Consider the following 18,263-nt stretch of genomic DNA (forward strand, 5'->3'; position numbering starts at 1 on the left):
AAGGGCAAAGGCTATTTGTTCTTCGGTGTAACGGGTCTTTTTCATGGTTGATATGCCTCTCAGTGAGATGAAAGAAAGACCGGATACTTCAGTTTAGACTGGCACTGTTTTCAGGGAGGAGATCACTATGTTCACTACCATCATCCTTCGCTAAAAATGATAGCTTCCGGCAGTTAGTGGCGGAAATCCAGAAAGTGACCGCTTCTCAGGATTGAGGTTTTATCGCGCTCCATGTGTCACCGGCACGCAATGAGACTGCCGGTGTGATGCCGCCATAATCGTTGATGGACTTCCAGCTTATCGGGCATGCGGCATTTTTTTGCTGGCACCAGGCGGTTTCGCGCTTGCTAAAGGGGGCGACCATTCCGGCATTGCGTATCGGATGGCCGTTAATCTGTACATCAAACAAGGTGACGTAATAGGGTGTCGGGTTTTCGATAATCAGCCGTTTAGCGGTTCGTTTCCAGCGCAGCTTCTTATAAGCCTCTTTGACATTTCCCTTCAGTGAGGCCGGACGATACAGCAGTTTCAGCTGTGAACGCACGGCGATTTGTACGCTGTTGCCGGATATTTTGCCGGAGGGAATAGACGCGATAGTCAGGGTAAACAAACTTTCCCGATCCTTCGGCAGGTTATCCTGCAAGTTGATAATGCGCACCGCACTTTCCCTTCCGCCTTTCAGGACAAACAGGGGGGGGGTGATGATAAACGGCGATTTTTCATTTGATTTGACCGTGCCGGGCCACACCCCGCCTGAGATGACCAGGCTTTTTATCAGCCACGGATAATCGCTGTTGTTACGTAATGACAGCGAAACACCAGATTGTTTCCCACTCTTATTTTCCCCATAGACAACGCGGGTTCCGCCAATCACCACGCCCGCCCGCGCGGCAGAACTGACGCAAAGTAAGGCCAGGAGCAACAGACACACACTACGCATAATTGAGCACAAATGTCGTTGCGGCGTTGGCTTCTCCGGCGGAAACCACATCGCCGTTGGCAAGATAACGGGCATAAAAATTCAACGTGACGGTAGCTTCATAAGGCACCAAATCTGTGCCTGCCTCAGCCTGCATCATCGGGATCTGATTTTTGTTGCTGTCATAGAGCGCGATACCCATTCCGGTGGCGCTGCCTGCTTCCTGAGTCAGAGCCAGCAGAGCAGGGTCATGGCTGTCCGGGGTGCCGGTGAACGTCACGCTGACATGGCTGGCGGTGGAACCGCATTTTTCCAGATGCAGGGAAAACGGCTCATAGCGCGTGCCGTCGCCGGGGCGGGCAAACTGCTTGCTGGCAACGCTGCCAAGACTGACCAGAACTTGTGTGGAGTCTGCTGAAACGGTGCAGGTTTTATCTACGATTTTACCGCTGATGTTGATTTCCCCGTCGTGAGCCAGCGTATTTTCCGCCCACAGCGACATTGCCATCAGCACGGCTATGCGTGCCGGTTGTTTATCTTTCATCGAAATCTTCTTATTGATATTGCAGGTCGAAATACATCACTGCCGTAGCATTGCCCGCAGTCACGACGTCCTTTGTGGATTTGTAGCGCAGATAAAATGAGAGCGTGTTGTCGCCCGGAAGCAGTGCATAAGTGGGGGGCGAAGCGCTATTTAAGTCGAGCGGCTGTTGGGTATCGTTGAGGATTTGCACTGCGATGCCGCTGGCCATTGCGCCTGTGCCGCCGGTGTCGCTCAGCGCCAGCAAGGCAGGATCTGCCGCATCGTTGATGCCGGTAAAACTCAGCACCGCGCCGGTCGCCGCCGAACCGCAGTCTTTCAGGATAATATTGAATGGCTTAGAGCGGCTGACGCTGCCCGTTGAAGAAAAATCATAGATTGAAAACTCACCGATTTTGACGGTCTGCTTCTGGCTGCTGCTGTCGACTTCGCAGCTTCGCGACAAAATGGTGCCCGTCAGTTGCAAATTATAACTCTCGGCCAGCGCAGATGCTGATATCAGGTTCAGAAGAATGCCTGATAGCAGCGGATAACAGCGAAGATTCTTCATTTTTGCGTCCTCATGCAAAGTCGATCCGCAAATAGGCAAGCGTAGTGAAGGGACCTTCGGCAGGAATATTGCCACTAGTTCCCACAGGATAGGCATGTAAGGTGACATTGGATTCAAAATTTTCATCCAGGTCGAAAGAGATTGCGCTGCTTTGGTCGTTTGGAATGACCGGGTTACCCGTTTCGTCAGTAATGACCACGCCAATATCTTGGTTATCGGATTGCAACGCATTTATCACACCGGCAGAGGTTGTGCCCTGCAAGCGTAGTGTCAGATTAGCGTAGGCCTCAACACCGCTGCATTTAACAGGAAAGGTAAGTGTTCTTGGGGTGTAACCGGCAGGCATTTCGCCTGCCGTTTTAAAGTCGCTGGAATATAACGTGCCGAGGTTCACAGACATGACTGTCCCTGCGTTGATTGTGCAGTTCTGGGGCACGACAACTTTGCCACTCAAAGTAATCCGGGCAATGGGCTCAGGACTATAGGTTCCACTCTGTTTGGAGAGGAAGATTTCCGCGACGATGACGTTACTGAACGATGTTGTCCCGATAAAGGGTTTCATGATTTTTAAATCAAGATACCCCGTTGCGCCTGCGGGCATGCTGGTATTGCCTGCTGCATCATTAGCGCCGCCGCCACGGACATTTTTGAAAGGAACGTAGCGATTGCCCTGAACAGCAATATTAATGGCTGTGTCGAGATAATCTGTGATCCGATACCATTGTCGTGTTCCGTCATTTTCGGAAGCAGGCAAAGGAGAGGATGCGGTAAAACGCCGGTAACGAGGGCCGGAAGGTTCATCGCATTTGACGGGAATACGTCCGCCCACATTCCATGAATCTGCATTGTCAAGCATCTGCCCGGCCACATTTTTCTCGGGATCATTAATCGTGACATCGCCGAAATTTACGTTTATCGATTTAGGCGAGCCGTTTTTCCCCGTACAGGTATAGGTATAAGCCCCCGCGTAGCCGGTAAACAGTAATGGAAGTAATCCAAGCAAAAGGAGTTTTTTTATCTGACGATAATTCATGTTCCGCAGGCCCTTGTAAGTTTAGTAATCGCCTGGCTGGTGGTACCCGCAGCCAGAGAATAATGCGCCACGCAATGCTGCGACGCTGCTTTACCCCAGCTGACGGTGAGTTGCCCGTGATCCGCCAGTCCAGAAAGATACACTTGCCCGTCATCGCCAACAATGCTGCTGTTGCCATCTTCTGTTGTCACCAGCGCGCCAAAAGGAACAACATTGTCTGCATGTGTTAAGGTCAGCAGCGCCCGTGCGCCAACATGGGTGCTGAATTTGGCACGCACCAGTGCACCACGCGTCGGTACTACGCTGACAACGGATTCTTCAAGATCGACGTTTTCAGGCAGGGAGGTCGTGTCCAGCGCCAGCCGGTTCATGCGGTAGGTGGTGGCATAAGGCACAATGGCGTAGCCACGCCAGTCTGTGCGGATCCCTGTACTGTCTTCGACTTTGACATCATCCGCACCCGGCGCGGCGATCAGAACATTGGTATCGCCCAGTGGCTGGGATAACGTGATGCCGTTGCGGTGAGCGACAACCGCGCCGCTCAGTCCGTAGTTCACCTGCTGGTAACCGCTGCCATTACTGTAGTTGTAGCCGATATTTCCATTGCCCCAGGCGCCGTTATAATCTGCACTGACCGCGCCGTTTGAACCACCGCCGTTATTCTGATAACCCTGCTGAACGCTGTAGGTGAGGTTATCGTCCTCAAGTAACGTGCCGTTGACCCCGGAACTTTCCGTTGTGTTTCCATGCATATCTGTACTGATACTGGTGGTCGCATAGGCGCTGTGGCTCTGGTGGGTGATGTCGCTGGACAGGAACAACCACTGACTGAGCGGAATGGAAATTCCTATTGCAACCCGTTGGTCTGCGTCATTCATGCCCGGAATTTTGTTGTAGCTGTAGTTCAGCGTCCAGGACACACCGTAAAGATTCCCGCTGTAGCCAGTTTGCAGCAGGGTGTTCAGTTCACCTGATCGCCAGTAACTCTGACGGCTGCCGCTGACGTACAGGGAGCCGTTACTTCCCAGTTGCTGTGAGACGTTGAGCTGTATTTTGTCGCGTTTAGTATCTTGGAGATTGTAATAGTCAGTGATAGTTTCCTGAATTTGTGGGTCTTCAATCTCACCATCGTCCGCAAAACCCTTCATTTGCTTTCGGGTGGTATCCTCCAGCGTGTAAAAACCTTCAGTTGAGTATCGATAACCGATCAGCTGGAAGCTGGTTCCCATGTTTTGCAGTGATTTGCTGTACAAAAATCGTAACGAAGAACCGTGGTGTGTGCTCTCATCAGCCAGTTCACTTGTGGCCTGCGTTAAATCAAACGACAGCGCGCCAAATTCACCAATATTCACGCCTGTGCCGAGCGCCAGCGCTTTGTAATGCTGTGCTGCCTGAAAACCGCCATAGGCGGTAAATCCGGCAGGTAGCCCCCAGATAGCCGTCGACTGTGCGAAACCCACCTCCTCTTGCTGAACGGAATTAGTGCGATATTTACCGGCGGTAAGCGCGTACTTAATATGTCCTTCACGCTGCAATACAGGCACAGAAGAGTAGGGCACGGTGTATATGTTGATGCTGCTGTCGGATTCTTTGACTTCCACCACCAGATCCCCGCTTGAAGAGGTCGGGAATAAATCGGTTATTGCAAAAGCACCGGGCGGGACGTAGCTTTGATAAATGATGTAGCTGTTTTGCCGGATGGTGACGCGAGCATGGCTGTGTGCAATCCCGCGGATAGTCGGCGCAAATCCACGCAAACTATCGGGTAACATATTATCGTCCGAGGCCAGTTGCATGCCGCGAAAACCCAGACTGTCGAAGACATCAGAGGGTGTGGTGCTGTCTCCCATTACCAGTTCGCTGCGCAGAGGAATAATTGCCCGCTCGACCCAGGTATTGATGTGCTGGATTTGGCTTTTATTGCCCAGCCGGTTGCTGTTGTAGTTCCAGGTCGAATAATCCCGCAGTCGCCACGCGCCAACATTGATCCCACTGTTAAGCCCAAGAAATAAAATGTCGGAATCCGAACCGTTGCCGTCATCGCTGTTTGAGCCGGTGAAATTATAATTCAGCATCAGGGCATTAATGCCTTCATCCCATTGAGACGGCGGAATATAGCCGCGTGCCGAATTCATCATCATCGCCTGTGGAACGGTTATATCCAGGCGTAGATTTGCGAAATCAAAGCGGGTGGCGCTACCTTTGACCACTTTAGGCAATTCCAGACAAGCGTCTAGTTTGACGTTTTTCAGTGCAGGCAGATTTGTTATGTTCACACGCATTTTTGTCAGCAGGGCAGGCGTCAGGCATGGGACAAGGCCAGTATCATCCGTGTCGATGGCGGCGGCGGAGGGTGCAGGCAGAAACTGAATATCCTTTCGTGACTGAAAGGTATTATTAAGATAAATATCCACACGGTATATGCCTGGTGCTTGGGACCCGCCCTCAAACCGGGACAAATCAGCCACTGCTGAGGGGTCATCAGATAAAAAGGCAGGATTAAAATACTCTTCTGCAAAACTATTCACTGAATAAAATGCGATTAATATAGCCAATGCAGAGAGCGGGTATTTAACAGTCAGCATTGGAGGTGAATTCCTTTTCCAATCCGCTTATCCCTAAGATATTTAAGGTGTGATTTTTTGCCAAATATTGGTATCTGATGCGGTTTAAACGCAGGACTGTCTGGCAGTATTCGCGCCATAATCATTGACAGTCTGGAAACTGACCGCCCCAGAACCCTGACCGGGAACCGCAACGCTCAGCGAGCTTTTCGGGGAAACCATCGAGTTAGGCAATTTTTTCCCGCCGACGGTGAAACCCACCAGCGTGACATAATAAGGAGAGGGGTTGGTCACAGTGACATTTCCGGCGGCCACTTTGCAGGTCAGATGCTTTGGCGCATCCAGCGACGTTGACGGCAAATCAGCCGGGCGCATAAAGACTTTAATCACGCTTTGCGTGGCAATTTGCAGGGTATTCCCGCTGATATCTTTCTTTTTAACGGAAGGAATAGCTTTACTGTTGAGATAAAAAACGGTTTCCCTATCTGTTGGCAAAGCCGGACCGGTATACATGATCCGCAGGCTATTTTCTTTATGTGGCTTCAGGGTAAACAGCGGGGGAGTCAGGATAAAATCTACGGATTTCACGCCATTTTCCTGCGTAATCCACGACTGGATTAAATAAAGATTATTATCCGAAGTATTGGAAAGCGATAAGGTCGCTTCGCGCGCACCCTCCAGATAAATGACCCGAGTGCCACCCAGAGAAATGCCTCCGGCAACAGCAGAAGACATCAGCATTCCCGCCAGTAAACCGGTAGTCAAAGTGATGACCACTTTTCGGTTGAACATTATTTTTTTATATTGATTATTACTGGCATTCATACGTAGTTAACCTTTAATGCGACGTTATTTCGGATCTAATGTTCTGCCCGCAGACAATAGTGTTCCTCCACGTCCGGCGGAAGAACACTCGTTTTACTTTTACGAATAGTTCATGCTGAAGGTGGCGGTGGCCGCCACTGTGCCTGCGGTGGCGGCATCACCTGTAGCGATGTAGTCAACGCTGAATGGCACGGTGTTTTGCTCACCTGTCAACGGAACGGTGGAAGATTCAATGCCCAGGGCCAGGGGCTTGCCGTCAGGGCCGTACAGTTGCAGTCCAACGTTAGTTGCCGCACCCGCACCGGCGTTGTTAGCCAGAGCACCTGCTGAAGTAGCATCCGACTGGCCGTTGAACGAAACGGAAACGTTCTTCATCACGGTGGTGTCGCAATCGGCAATTACGATCTGAAAAGCTACCGGTTGGCCGGATACTTCACCACTGGTCGCGAGTTTGGACACCTTAACGTCGTCCAGCGTGATGGTCTGATTAACAGAATCAGCCGCAACAGAGCACGCCGCGTTCACAACCTTACCTTCAAAATTAATGGTCCCACCTGATACGGTAGTGGTATCTGCAATCGCACCGGCACTTGCGAGTGCCAGAGAAATAGCCAACGAATAGGCAACTTTATCCAATTTCATCACTGCTCCTTGATATATAAAAACGATGAGTTGTCGTACTGATAATATAATGACTTCGCCGGCATGAAACTCCGAAATAAGTAAACGGGTATTTCTGCCATTTAAAATTGAATCTATCCGATAGCCATCTCGAAACGAATGTTAATAGCCATGGAATTATAAAACAAGGCGGTCTTAAAATTCGAATAAACAACCATTCATTAACGATCTTCCAACCGCCTGATATTAAAAAACAAAACAGAATATTTAAATAATTAGAATTGTTAATGCAATCATTTTAAAAGAGTATAAATTCATGATTGAACAGAGTAATTTATGGTGGCGTTGCCAGTGCGGAGGACTGCTATTTCGCTATAAATGCGTTTTGAAATACTTAAAATAATATTTTAAACAATGAGTTGTTGTAATACATGACCTTCATGATGTCGCTTTTTGAAAATACTAAGTTGCCGGTAAATTATACGGTAGGTAAACTTTTTTTACCCAAAGCACGGGGATTCTAAGTCAATATAAATCCTAAGGGATATTATGATGAATAAAAAGGTCATGCTGATGATGGCTATTTCCGCTGCCATACGACTTTGTTGAATAAATCGAACTTTTGACCGCAATCAGGATCAAATCACCACCTTCCTGTGCCTGCTGGCGGTATCTTATGGCAAAACAAAAGTTCAGAATCACCAACTGTAACGCCTATAACAAGGCGTTCGTCAGCCGGGGATCACTGACGTTCTTGCTTGATGAGTCCGCCATTCAAGCCTGGTACGACGAACCAAAAACTACTTCGCGGGGCCGTCCCCAACGTTATACCGAACTTTCCATTTCCACGGTATTAATGCTCAAACGCGTCTTTCGCCTCACGCTACGGGCTGCTCAGGGATTTATTGATTCCATTTTCACCCTGATGAAGCTACCGCTTCGTTGTCAGGATTATTCCTGCGTCACCATGCGGGCTAAATCCGTCAGCATCTCGTTTAAAAGTCCCACGAGAGGTGTAATTGCTCACCTGGTTATTGACTCCACCGGATTAAAAGTCTTCGGTGAAGGAGAGTGGAAGGTGAAAAAACATGGTCAGGAAAAGCGCCGCATCTGGCGAAAATTGCACCTGACGGTGGGCGCAGACACCCACGAGGTTATCTGCGCCGATTTATCCCTGAACAACGTCACCGATGCGGAGGCCTTCCCGGGGCTTATCCGGCAGACTCATCGCAAAATTAAGGTGGCTTCGGAAGACGGTGCTTACGACACAAAATGGTGCCCTGAGGAGCGCAGGCGCAAGAAAATCGGCGCTCGTATCCCGCAGATAACGCGTGCCGGTTACTGGCCGGCGGAGTACGCCGACAGAAATCAGGCGGTGGCGAGGCAATGGCTTACCTGGAGCAATGCTTACTGGAAATGGCACACGGCTTATAACCGGCGTTCGGTGGGCATCCAACGTTGCAGGATTATGATGCTCAGGTTGGAGAAGCGATGGCCATGATCCGTGCCTTAAACAAAATGACGTGTGCAGGGATGCCAGATTGTGTGCGTATCGTCTGAGAGCCGGAGCTATTACAGGGGGTTGAGGTCAAATGGGGCGAAAACCTAAGCCAAGCGTCAATATATTTATTAACCTTTTGATTTAATGACATTAACTCACCTTTCATCACCTTGTAATGACTTAACATATTGATATGGCCATATTTCCAAGGCCAGCGAGACAAAGGGAAATTGCATCAATCAGCCATCCTGGCTCTGGAGTTTAAATAGATAAGGACCATTTACCGTTGCTGGAAGACCAGAACCCGCTACGATGAAGCGAAATATTTCTTGGCACTCGAAGCGCGACACTCGCCCTTACTTAGGCCATAAAAAGCTTGTCAATGTCTCAGGACGTGAAGCGGAAGTTAAACTTTCTTTTCATTGGAACCTCTAAAGTATTCTATTTGCCATCTTAATTTCTGTGTTATCGCACCTATTTGATAGCAGGGTATGTTATTTCTGCAATTTAAATATTCTATAATCGTTTTACAAAATAGTAAAATTTTCATCTGCATCACTGGCTGATTCACTGTTCGATGTCAATTCTTTAGTTATCCATACACTTCTCGTTTTTTAAATTACTTCATTGAAAATGAACAGCATAACTGTATCTATGAAGGCTAGTTCGTGCCGCAAAAAAAAGACAATTACTATGTGAAATTTCTTAATTGGGTGCGAAATATCTTATGCGTGAATGATATTCCAACAAACAGGTTGATAAATACACTTCAATAGATATATCGTTACAAGCCCATATATATTAATAAAAGGGATGTGTTGAGATATTTAGCAAGCCATATATGACTGGCAATAATGAAAGAGTGGCCGGTCACCGGAGGATTTTTTTACTCTCACGCGAATAAACTTGTCCCTGTTTTTCCAGAGGGCAGAAAATTGCCCGGAGAACAAAAAGAAGCTGAAGTGCGCAAAATGATGGTCGCAAGGCTAACCGTAAACTACAGGAAGGTGACATAGTGACAAAACAACAAAATACTCTGCAATTTGGGGACGTAGCAATCCATATTCTTAGCAACAGCGATAAATTGACCGTTGCGGATTTAGACCTCCCTGCAGGGGCAGTCGCGAGCATTCATCAGCATCCTCATGAGGAAGTGAACTACGTGGTAAGTGGGGTGCTGGATTTTATGTGTAATGGCGAAGTGACCACACTTCGTGCCGGAGAGGCAATTCGGATTCCACCCAATCAGCCGCACAATATAACCTGCCATCCGGATACGCCAGGGAAAGTTCTGACTGCCTGGACGCCAGTGCGCCAGGATCTGATCGACCAACTGACGAAATAGAGGGGCGTCAGGAATCGGAAAATAAAGAGATTTGAAGTCTAATCGTACGAGAATGTAGGGTTTGACTTCAAACGCCACGTAAGTTTGTGCATGGGTGTAATGTTTGTAAGTACCCAGCTTTAGTTCCAGGCACTTTTTTCAGGGAGGAGATCATCACTTCTCAGTCATCAGCTGGTATTATTCCGCATTTTCAGCGGGTATCCGCGGCTTACCACTACATGGCATTTTTCGGGGAGAAGCGTGCGAAATATCTGAACGAAAAACACCCCATCAGCGAACCGCTCACAGGGTGGAGGTGACCATTTCATTGTCTCCGGCTGAAGCCAGGGATTTATTACATCAGAGTTAACACGCTGCTTCAGGAAACCTGATGTAGCTCCAGTCCGTGCTGAACCAGCAGTTCGACATCACTGCCCGTGTGCTGATACACCTCGTACTGAATGCCACCTGCCGTCACTGTCCCGGTATCCTGCCAGGTGTTGTGAGCCAGGTCTTCGACCTTCAGTTCAACCACATCACCCGCATCACCGGTAACAGCCATCTGCTGCTTGCCGTCCTGAATAAACAGGTTCGGATGCATTTCATTGAGAATATCATTCAAGCTTAGCTGGAGCGTATCCTGCGTATTATTGGTGACATCATATTGATTAACATGCATGGAATAGTCCTGAGTTTTCTCCTGCGTATCTGGAGATGTCCACTTAATGTTATCCATATAAATTCGAGTATTCTCATAAGAATCAGTCTGCGTTACAGTAAAATAAGCAATTTCGCTATCACCAGGAGCAGAGAAACTAAATGTATGCCAGGTTTGAGTCAGCCCGCTATCTGTGGTGCCAAGGCTATCCAGACGCGATGAACCAATCTTATTACCATCAGCATTGTATAACGTGACGTATTCATGACCCGACGCGTAGGTATAATCAAAGGACAATTCTTTAGCGATTCCAGGGAGCTCAACAGTAAGGTGATCTGCCTTTCCTTGTGCGAATGTCAGAAATTGTCCGTGATTCTGACTGTCGTTATTGAAATGACCAATGGATTCTGCTGAGGAATTCGGTTGAGTGCCGATAAAGTGCAATCCGGATTGAGTCGTGAACTCGTTATACCAATACTGGCCGGCGTAGTTTTCAAAATCCTCATAGCCAGATGAAAAATTGGTATCCTGATTACTTCTGACATAATTTACTATATATGGGCTGCTTTCTGAACTGGTGTTACCGGCTGTATCTGTTGCTGTTGCCGTGAAAATACGATTAGAGTAAACATCCTGGAAACCCTTGACCATGTCGAAGGTCCAGTGTCCGTTGGCATCAGCAACAACGGTGCCATCTGTGTAAGACTGACCGGTTGACTGTATAATATGACTAATGGTCACCGTGCTGTCAGCTTCCGCCGTTCCGGTTAATTTCAGTTTATCGTCATCGGTTTTACCCCCGTTTACCACGTTACCGGTCCGCACACCCACATCATCATAAGCATTTGTGATAACTGGGGCTGCCGGAGGAGTGGTGTCATTGCTGTCCTGGTTGCTGCCGACAAACTCAATAGTGTACTTGTGGCCGAAATCCGTCCAGGCGTTACCTACATGGTCGATGCCGCTGATGCCAAAGGAATAGGCGCCCTGAGTAGTGAACTCTTTCGGCTGGTAGCTCCAGTTGCCGTCCGCATCGGAGTGCACGCTCTGGTAGTAAAGCTGTTTGCCGTTTGGGCCAAATACGTGGATATCCACCCGGCTGTTGGCCTCAGCATGTCCGGTCAGTACCGGCTGGCTGTCGTCGGTTTTACCCCCGTCGACCACGTTACCCTGGGTGTTGCCCTGATTATCGGTCACGCTGTCGATTACCGGCTTACTGATAACAGTATCTACCGTGATGGTAAAGGCGTCAGTCGGTGCGCTTTCGCCGCCGGCGGTCACCACGTTTGCCGTCAGGGCGTGCGTGCCGTCGGTCAGATTTTTGTCAGGGGTGAATTTCCAGCTGCCGTCAGCGGCTGTTGTGGTGGAGCCAATCACGTTGCCGTCGGCATAAATGTTGACCGTTGAGCCTGCGGTGGCCGTGCCTGACAGCGTCGGACGCGCGTCGTTGGTCGCATCGCCGTTATGTAGTGCGCCGGTGAAGCCGTTATAACCTTTAACGTCATCCACCACGCTCTTGATTTCCGGCGCAGGAGGAATACCGCCATCCTGGTTGGGTTCTGTGGTGATAATGTTGTACTCGTTGGAGAGCCACAGCGTGTTGCCGTTAGCCGAGTCCATCAGGACGACCTGGAACGTGTTTTCGGTTCCCGCGATTAACGGTGTCTCCGGAGTGTACGACCAATTGCCGTCATTGCGCACCACGGTGTAGCCCACCACGGAGCCATTGAGGAAAACACGAATTTGAAGCCCTTGCGCTTCCGGCAGATAACCGGAGAGGGTGGGCTGCAGGTCATCGGTCAGACCGCCATCAGCTACCACACCCTGATTGGTGCCGGTATTGTCAGTAATGCTGTCAATGTGAATATAAGTGGAAAAATCGGCCCCAGGTGCCGCAATGGTGCTTTCTTTAGTTTTGTCAATATCAGACATCTGTTCTGTACTCCGTTATTTGTTGATTGCAGAAGCGGCGTTAATAAAGAACGATATTTCAGGGATAGGTAAAGATTACCTCGGCGCAGCATAACGGAGGTTGTGAGCCAGAGGAATGATCGAAATTTAAATAAGCGCATTCAATAAATAGAACAAAAGCACCAAAGCATGAAGAGAGAATGAGAATTAACCTATGCTAATGAAAATAAAGAAATTAATGGAAGTCATGACCAGGTTGAGGATTGTCCCGCCTTGTTTTATATTATAACAAAACCTGATTGGATAAATAAAAAAAGGCCGCAAAAGATTGCGGCTAGAGCTTAAATATTTATTCAGTATAACTCTGGGGTATTATATCTATTATCGCCGACAATCGTATCCCTGTTAATGTAGGATATCACGGGGGCGGGCGATTTCTTGCACTCACAGGAGAGAGTTAATGCATTTATATGAGGACAGGGTTCGGGCTGTTGAACTCTATACTGATATGGCAAAAAAGCCTCTGTGGTCATCAGAGAATTGGGATATTCATCCATAAAACAGCTCGGTCGCAGGGTGATAATTTATGAAGAAACTGGCGAATTACCCAGAGAATTAAAATCGAGACAGCGATACTCACAGGCGCTAAAAATCGCTGCTGTAGAGATCCGCTTTGAAAACGGAATCTATGGTCACTCCCGTTTTTGCAACACCGATTTTGACGTAAGTTGACCCTATAAATAATTCTGTGTAACTGCCATCGCATTAAAGGTGATCGCTCAGGCGGTCACCGAACTCGAAAATAAAACGACTCATCGCCAGCCGCCAGTTTTGGATCGGCATACTCCATTTCGTTGAAGCATCCTTGATCGCCAGATAAATAGCTTTTCGCACCGAGTCGTCTGTCGGGAACAATTTGCGTTTCTTTATCGCCTGTCGGATCACGCTGTTCAGCGACTCGATGGCATTCGTGGTGTAGATGGCCTTACGGGTATCGGCCGGGTAGCCGAAGAAGGTGTTGAGATTTTCCCGGTGCGCACGCCAGCTTTTGCTGATTTGCAGTTATTTCTTTTCGTCCCAGAGACCCGCGAACGTATCCAGTGCCATGAGCGCGGCTTCCTCTGTCGGAACCTGATACGCCATTTTCAGCCCGCTGGTGACGGCTTTGTAGTCCTTCCACGACACGTATTTCAGGCTGTTGCGCACCATATGGTGGATGTGCGTCTGAGGATAACCGCTGTTTATCGCATCCGGAAAGCCCTTCGGCCCGTCCACGCAGGCAATCAGGATATCCTGAAGCCCCCGGTTTTTAAGCTCTGTCAGTACACTGAGCCAGAACTTCGCCCCTTCGTTTTCTGCCAGCCACATGCCCAACAGTTCTTTCTGGCCTTCAGTGTGAATGCCCAGGGCGAGGAATACGGCTTTGTTAATCACGCTGCCGCAACGATACAGTAAAGATAAACAATGGGATACAGTGCATCCATAGGTCAGTTTTGCCACTCTGTCACCCTGTAAGCACACTCGTTTTAGTTCCACACATCTTTTGAGATTTCCGGCTTCTCAGCCATCAGCCGGTATTCTTCCGGCGTCAGGTTATTCAGGGATTCATGGGCTGCTCACTGTTGTATACATTCAGCCAGCGTTCCGTTATTTCCCGTGCTTCGTTCCGCGTTCTGAACAGATAAAGATCCAGTGTTTCGGTCCGGGACGTTCGGTTAAAACGTTCGATAAACGCGTTCTGCGTAGGCTTACCCGGCTTGATAACGCCATGCTCTTCAACTCATTGCGCCAGAGCCAGTGATACCCGTTCCTGCCCGTAATCCATCCGCATTTTCAGCGGATATCCACGGTGTGCCACTATTTGTCCAGAACCCGCACAAGGCGCTGTGCCGGGATATTCAGGTCAATTTCGATGGCCATAGCCTCGCGTTTAAAATCATCGACGACGTTAAAAGTCCGAAAACGTCGGCCGCATGTCAGCACGTCGCGCATAAAATCAATCGACCAATTGCTTCCGGCGTTGCCAGCGGTGTCGGGTTGCACACCGGCAGGCGTTGTTTACCGTTACGACGAAAATTCAGTTTAAACAGACAGTAAATCCGGTGTACACGCTTGTGGTTTCAGACTCAGATTGGCAAACATCTGCTTCAGACGACGATTCTCGTCCTCAAGATCTTTGTTCTTTTTGATGTCAGCGGCTTCCATCCCGCCATATTTCGCCTTCCAGTTGTAGTAGCTGGCTTCGAAAATAGCGGCCACGTGGCACACATCTTTGACAGTACGCCCGGCTTCGACAGACTTCAGAACGGCGATGATCTGGTGCTCGGTGAATCGGATCTTACGCATAGCGATCTCCTCGGGGGATATAATCAGTATGTCGGAGGATCTCTGAATGTGAATGGGCCGTTTTGGTGGGATACTTACATTAACAGCGCGTCACCGCCCGATTTTCCACTGGCTCCGGGCGACAATACGCTCTCCTTCTATCTCCGCTATGAATCCACACAGGACATCGTCACCGCGGGCAGCTCCACGGTAGTCATGTGTTTTGACCTGCAATAACAATATAAGCTATTAATTAAAAATAATATTTTTAAAAAATTAGATTAAGTCAATTTTAATCTTGCACTATGATATTTATGCCCTATCCAATTGTTTTTAATAATTTTTAAATAATTTTCCGGATTGTTATTTTGGTAAAATGACATATTTTTTAAATTAGGAATTAAATAAATTCAATGTAAATTCATGTTTTGCAATGATAATATTTTCGCTCAAATTAATTGTAATTTTTTTATTTAAACATAGGTGATGCGTGACTGTTAACAGCTCTAAATATAATCAAAATACTAACATGCAAACAAGTGAACTCATTTCCTCACAGTCGATAAATGGTAATAGTTTGGTTCCTACTCCTGCAGAACCAGGTGTAATTAATATCGATGCAGTTACGGATGATGTTGGTGCCACTACAGGTGTTGTAAACAATTTCGGTTATACCGATGATCTGAAGCCAACTCTCAGCGGATTCGTGGCGCCTGAATTGTCCGGCACGGTGATTCAGTTCTTTATAAATACAATTCCAGCCGGATTTGCCGAAGTGCAGGCTGACGGCTCCTGGTCGTTTACGCCAGCCAAGTTGCTGGAACCAGGGCATGAATATATTTTCCAGACCGTTGTTCAGGATTCAGCAACCGATGCAGTTGCCGTTTCTCTTCCCTATACGATTTACACCACAGACCTTGATGCGGATGATGTGGTTGCGCCTCAACATGCAACTGATCTGGTGCTAATCGATGATACAAATGCCTTTAACATCGAAATTCAAAATGACAAAAGTACCCATGACAACACACCAACTTATACAGGGAAAGCTGAAGCGGGCAGCACGGTAATTATTTCTGATAATGGTAAAATCATTGGTTCCGCTACTGTTTCAGAAGAGGGTAATTGGTCATTCACACCAGAAAGCGCGCTGGTAGATGGTTCACATATTTTCACTACTGTCGTTGTGGATTCGGCTGGTAATAAGAGTGATGAATCAGCTGCACTCCATTTCACTATTGATACGGGACATAGCGAATTCTATGTCACTGATGCTTATACGGCTGACCCGGTTCACGGCAGCGTGATGAATCTGGAAAATGGCGAAAGTGCATTTTACAGCGTTAACAATGTTGCTAACTGGTTAACTCACATTAACCTTCATGTTGGCAATCCAGACAATGGTGATGTAACTTCAACGTTGTATATCGACGGTAAAATGGTAAGTAGTAAAGTAGTAATTCCTGATGCTAATGGCAACTACGGGGTAGGGTATTCAAACGATTGGGGCGATTCAATATACTTAGGTACTCATGAATTTGTTGTAGTATTTGATCAAGGTGGTAATAGCACTTCGTTTAGCTATCAGGTGCAACCCGATGCAATTGATACTGTCGCTCCGGATGCTTACTATTCAAGGTTAATTAATTGGGATGGCGAAGGCCATATGAACTGGTTTGAGACGAGCGACAACACGACCAACAAGAATGTTTTAACCTTTTCCGGTAAAGGTGTTGAGCAGCATACCACGCTCTTCTTCTACGACAATGGGATTGAAATTGGTTCTACGACATCAGATCGTGGGACATGGTCATTCACTGCGGATGAACCGTTTGCTAATGGAAACCATAGTCTTACAGTGGTGGTGGTTGATCCTGCGGGTAATTCAAGTGAGGCTTCCAAGGCGGTTAACTTTACTGTTGATGCACATGAGTCCGTCACGTCAGATGAGCCTTCTCTCATCGTCGATACATTAGATATTAACGTGCCAGCAGCACTCGGTAATGCATCTATTGAAGATGGCCATATCCATTTGGGTCGTGGCAGCGTTGATAAAGCTCAGGTCTCGCTTGACGATATATTGAATGGTGGCAAAGAAAGCTTGATGTTCCTTGATGGTAAAATACAAGTTGCCGTCCATGGCGATGTCGGAGACACTTTGGTACTCAATGAATCCGACATGCAAGTGACTACCTGGGAAGAGCACGATCTGACTATCAACAATGTGGATTATGATCTTTATCGGGTGGTTGATTCTAATATCGAGCTATTGGTTGAGCACGGTGTTAATTTCGAACACCACTGAAACTAATGTGTATCCAGCGGGTTGATTTTCATATTAAGAAAGTGTGAAAAATTATTTACCCTACTGATAATGTCTGTAATTAAATCACTTTATTGAAGTAAGATCCGAAATAAATTTACAGCGGTGACAATGCCACTCTCGCCTTGGGAGGGGTATTGTCACTATTCTATTTTTATAGATCTGTTTCTTTATGCGTTCACGTTTAGCAATGGCTTTGTTGAATAAATCAAACTTTTGGCCGTAGTCAGGATCAGATCACCACTATCCTGATCCTGCAGCGATATCACATGGCAAAAAAAGTTCAAAATCACCCACTGGGCCACCTACAACAAGGCGCTCGTCAACCGGGGTTCACTGACATTATGGCTTGATGAGTCGGCCTTCAGGCCTGGTATGAAAAGCCCGGCACATCTTCACGTGGTCGTCCGCAACGTTATTCTGAGCTCTCTATTTCCACCGTGCTGATGCTCAAACGCGTCTTTCGCCTCACGCTGCGTGCCGCACAGGGGGTTCATTGACTTTGTTTTTACCTTAATGAAACTCCCGCTCCGTTGCCGGATTACTCCTGCGTCAGCAGGCGGGCTAAGTCCGTCAGCATCACGTTTAAAAGCCCCACGAGAGGTGCAATTGATCACCTGGTTATCGACTCCACCGGCTTAAAAGTCTTCTGTGAGAGGGAATGGAAGGTGAAAAAACACGGGCAGGAAAAGCATTGCGTCTGGCGGAAACTGCATCTGGCCGTGGAAGCCAGTACGCATGAGGTTATCTGCGCTGACCTCTCCCTGAACAACGTGACGGATGCAGAGGCCTTCCCGGGGCTTATCCGTCAGACGCACAATAAAATCAGGGCTGCCTGCGCCGACGGGGCTTATGACACCAGACGGTGCCACGACGAGCTAAGGCGAAGGAAAATTAAAGCGCTAATCCCGCAGCGAACGCGTGCCGGTTACTGGCCGGTGGAATATGCCGACAGAAATCAGACGGTGGCGAGGTAACGACTGACGGGGAGCAATGCGTACTGGAAATGGCACACGGCTTACAACCGGCGCTCGGTGGCTGAAGCAGCGATGTACCGCGTAAACACAACTGTTTGGTGGGCATCTTACGTGGCGGAATTATGATGCGCAGGTTGGAGAAGCTATGGCCATGATCCGCGCATTAAACAAAATGACGCGTGCAGGTATGC

11 protein-coding genes and 6 pseudogenes are annotated in these 18,263 nt (G+C 48.1%); 7 read left to right on the forward strand and 10 right to left on the reverse strand.

What is annotated here, in order from left to right; all coding sequences use genetic code 11:
* Positions 1-205 precede the first annotated feature (205 nt).
* The 7 genes from J1784_RS01710 to J1784_RS01740 form a co-directional block, all read right to left on the reverse strand.
* Positions 206-1,015 carry a fimbrial biogenesis chaperone gene (locus tag J1784_RS01710; protein ID WP_238485344.1) on the reverse strand — a complete coding sequence of 270 codons (810 nt, stop codon included), beginning with the start codon at positions 1,013-1,015 and terminating at the stop codon, positions 206-208.
* On the reverse strand, positions 933-1,463 hold the full coding sequence (locus J1784_RS01715; protein ID WP_238485345.1) for a fimbrial protein: 531 nt from the start codon (positions 1,461-1,463) through the stop codon (positions 933-935). The genes J1784_RS01710 and J1784_RS01715 overlap by 83 nt, the downstream gene beginning before the upstream one ends.
* Positions 1,464-1,473: 10 nt before the next feature.
* On the reverse strand, positions 1,474-2,010 hold the full coding sequence (locus J1784_RS01720) for a fimbrial protein (protein WP_217147761.1): 537 nt from the start codon (positions 2,008-2,010) through the stop codon (positions 1,474-1,476).
* A gap of 10 nt (positions 2,011-2,020) precedes the next feature.
* Entirely contained in the window at positions 2,021-3,043 is a 1,023-nt protein-coding gene (locus tag J1784_RS01725) for a fimbrial protein (RefSeq protein ID WP_217147762.1), read from the reverse strand.
* The gene (locus tag J1784_RS01730; RefSeq protein ID WP_217147763.1) at positions 3,040-5,628 is read right to left on the reverse strand and encodes a fimbrial biogenesis usher protein; all 2,589 of its coding nucleotides are present in this window, start codon (positions 5,626-5,628) and stop codon (positions 3,040-3,042) included. Before J1784_RS01730 ends, J1784_RS01725 begins: the two co-directional genes overlap by 4 nt.
* A gap of 84 nt (positions 5,629-5,712) precedes the next feature.
* The gene (locus J1784_RS01735) at positions 5,713-6,399 is read right to left on the reverse strand and encodes a fimbria/pilus periplasmic chaperone (protein ID WP_217147764.1); all 687 of its coding nucleotides are present in this window, start codon (positions 6,397-6,399) and stop codon (positions 5,713-5,715) included.
* A gap of 132 nt (positions 6,400-6,531) precedes the next feature.
* Positions 6,532-7,068: a fimbrial protein gene (locus tag J1784_RS01740; RefSeq protein WP_420803945.1), complete on the reverse strand. Its 537-nt coding sequence runs from the start codon at positions 7,066-7,068 to the stop codon at positions 6,532-6,534.
* Positions 7,069-7,729: 661 nt separating this feature from the next.
* Between J1784_RS01740 and J1784_RS01745 the strand changes: the two are divergent.
* The 3 genes and pseudogenes from J1784_RS01745 to J1784_RS01755 all read left to right on the forward strand — a co-directional run bounded on the left by J1784_RS01745 (position 7,730) and on the right by J1784_RS01755 (position 9,899).
* Positions 7,730-8,613 (forward strand): annotated as a pseudogene (locus J1784_RS01745) (IS5 family transposase).
* A gap of 141 nt (positions 8,614-8,754) precedes the next feature.
* Positions 8,755-8,925 (forward strand): annotated as a pseudogene (locus tag J1784_RS01750) (IS110 family transposase); the annotation flags it as partial.
* A gap of 644 nt (positions 8,926-9,569) precedes the next feature.
* On the forward strand, positions 9,570-9,899 hold the full coding sequence (locus J1784_RS01755) for a cupin domain-containing protein (protein ID WP_217147766.1): 330 nt from the start codon (positions 9,570-9,572) through the stop codon (positions 9,897-9,899).
* A 358-nt stretch (positions 9,900-10,257) separates the two neighbouring features.
* On the opposite strand, the gene J1784_RS01760 is transcribed toward J1784_RS01755, so the two are convergent.
* Positions 10,258-12,468 (reverse strand): Ig-like domain-containing protein, encoded by a 2,211-nt coding sequence (locus J1784_RS01760; RefSeq protein WP_217147767.1) that lies wholly within the window; start codon positions 12,466-12,468, stop codon positions 10,258-10,260.
* A gap of 439 nt (positions 12,469-12,907) precedes the next feature.
* Between J1784_RS01760 and J1784_RS01765 the strand changes: the two are divergent.
* A pseudogene (locus J1784_RS01765) lies at positions 12,908-13,131 on the forward strand (IS3 family transposase); the annotation flags it as partial.
* 81 nt (positions 13,132-13,212) lie between these two features.
* On the opposite strand, the pseudogene J1784_RS01770 reads toward J1784_RS01765, so the two are convergent.
* Both J1784_RS01770 and J1784_RS01775 read right to left on the reverse strand, forming a co-directional pair.
* Positions 13,213-13,958, reverse strand: a pseudogene (locus J1784_RS01770) (IS256 family transposase); the annotation flags it as partial.
* Between the two features lie 15 nt (positions 13,959-13,973).
* Positions 13,974-14,793 (reverse strand): annotated as a pseudogene (locus tag J1784_RS01775) (integrase core domain-containing protein).
* 48 nt (positions 14,794-14,841) lie between these two features.
* Here J1784_RS01775 and J1784_RS01780 point away from each other — a divergent pair.
* From J1784_RS01780 to J1784_RS26810, 3 genes and pseudogenes are all read left to right on the forward strand, one after another.
* The gene (locus J1784_RS01780; RefSeq protein ID WP_217147768.1) at positions 14,842-15,009 is read left to right on the forward strand and encodes a fimbrial protein; all 168 of its coding nucleotides are present in this window, start codon (positions 14,842-14,844) and stop codon (positions 15,007-15,009) included.
* A gap of 292 nt (positions 15,010-15,301) precedes the next feature.
* On the forward strand, positions 15,302-17,077 hold the full coding sequence (locus tag J1784_RS01785) for an Ig-like domain-containing protein (RefSeq protein WP_217147769.1): 1,776 nt from the start codon (positions 15,302-15,304) through the stop codon (positions 17,075-17,077).
* A 443-nt stretch (positions 17,078-17,520) separates the two neighbouring features.
* Positions 17,521-18,072 (forward strand): annotated as a pseudogene (locus tag J1784_RS26810) (IS5 family transposase); the annotation flags it as partial.
* Between the last annotated feature and the right edge of the window lie 191 nt (positions 18,073-18,263).

The sequence above is a fragment of the Rahnella ecdela genome (assembly GCF_019049625.1).
Taxonomy (GTDB): domain Bacteria; phylum Pseudomonadota; class Gammaproteobacteria; order Enterobacterales; family Enterobacteriaceae; genus Rahnella; species Rahnella ecdela.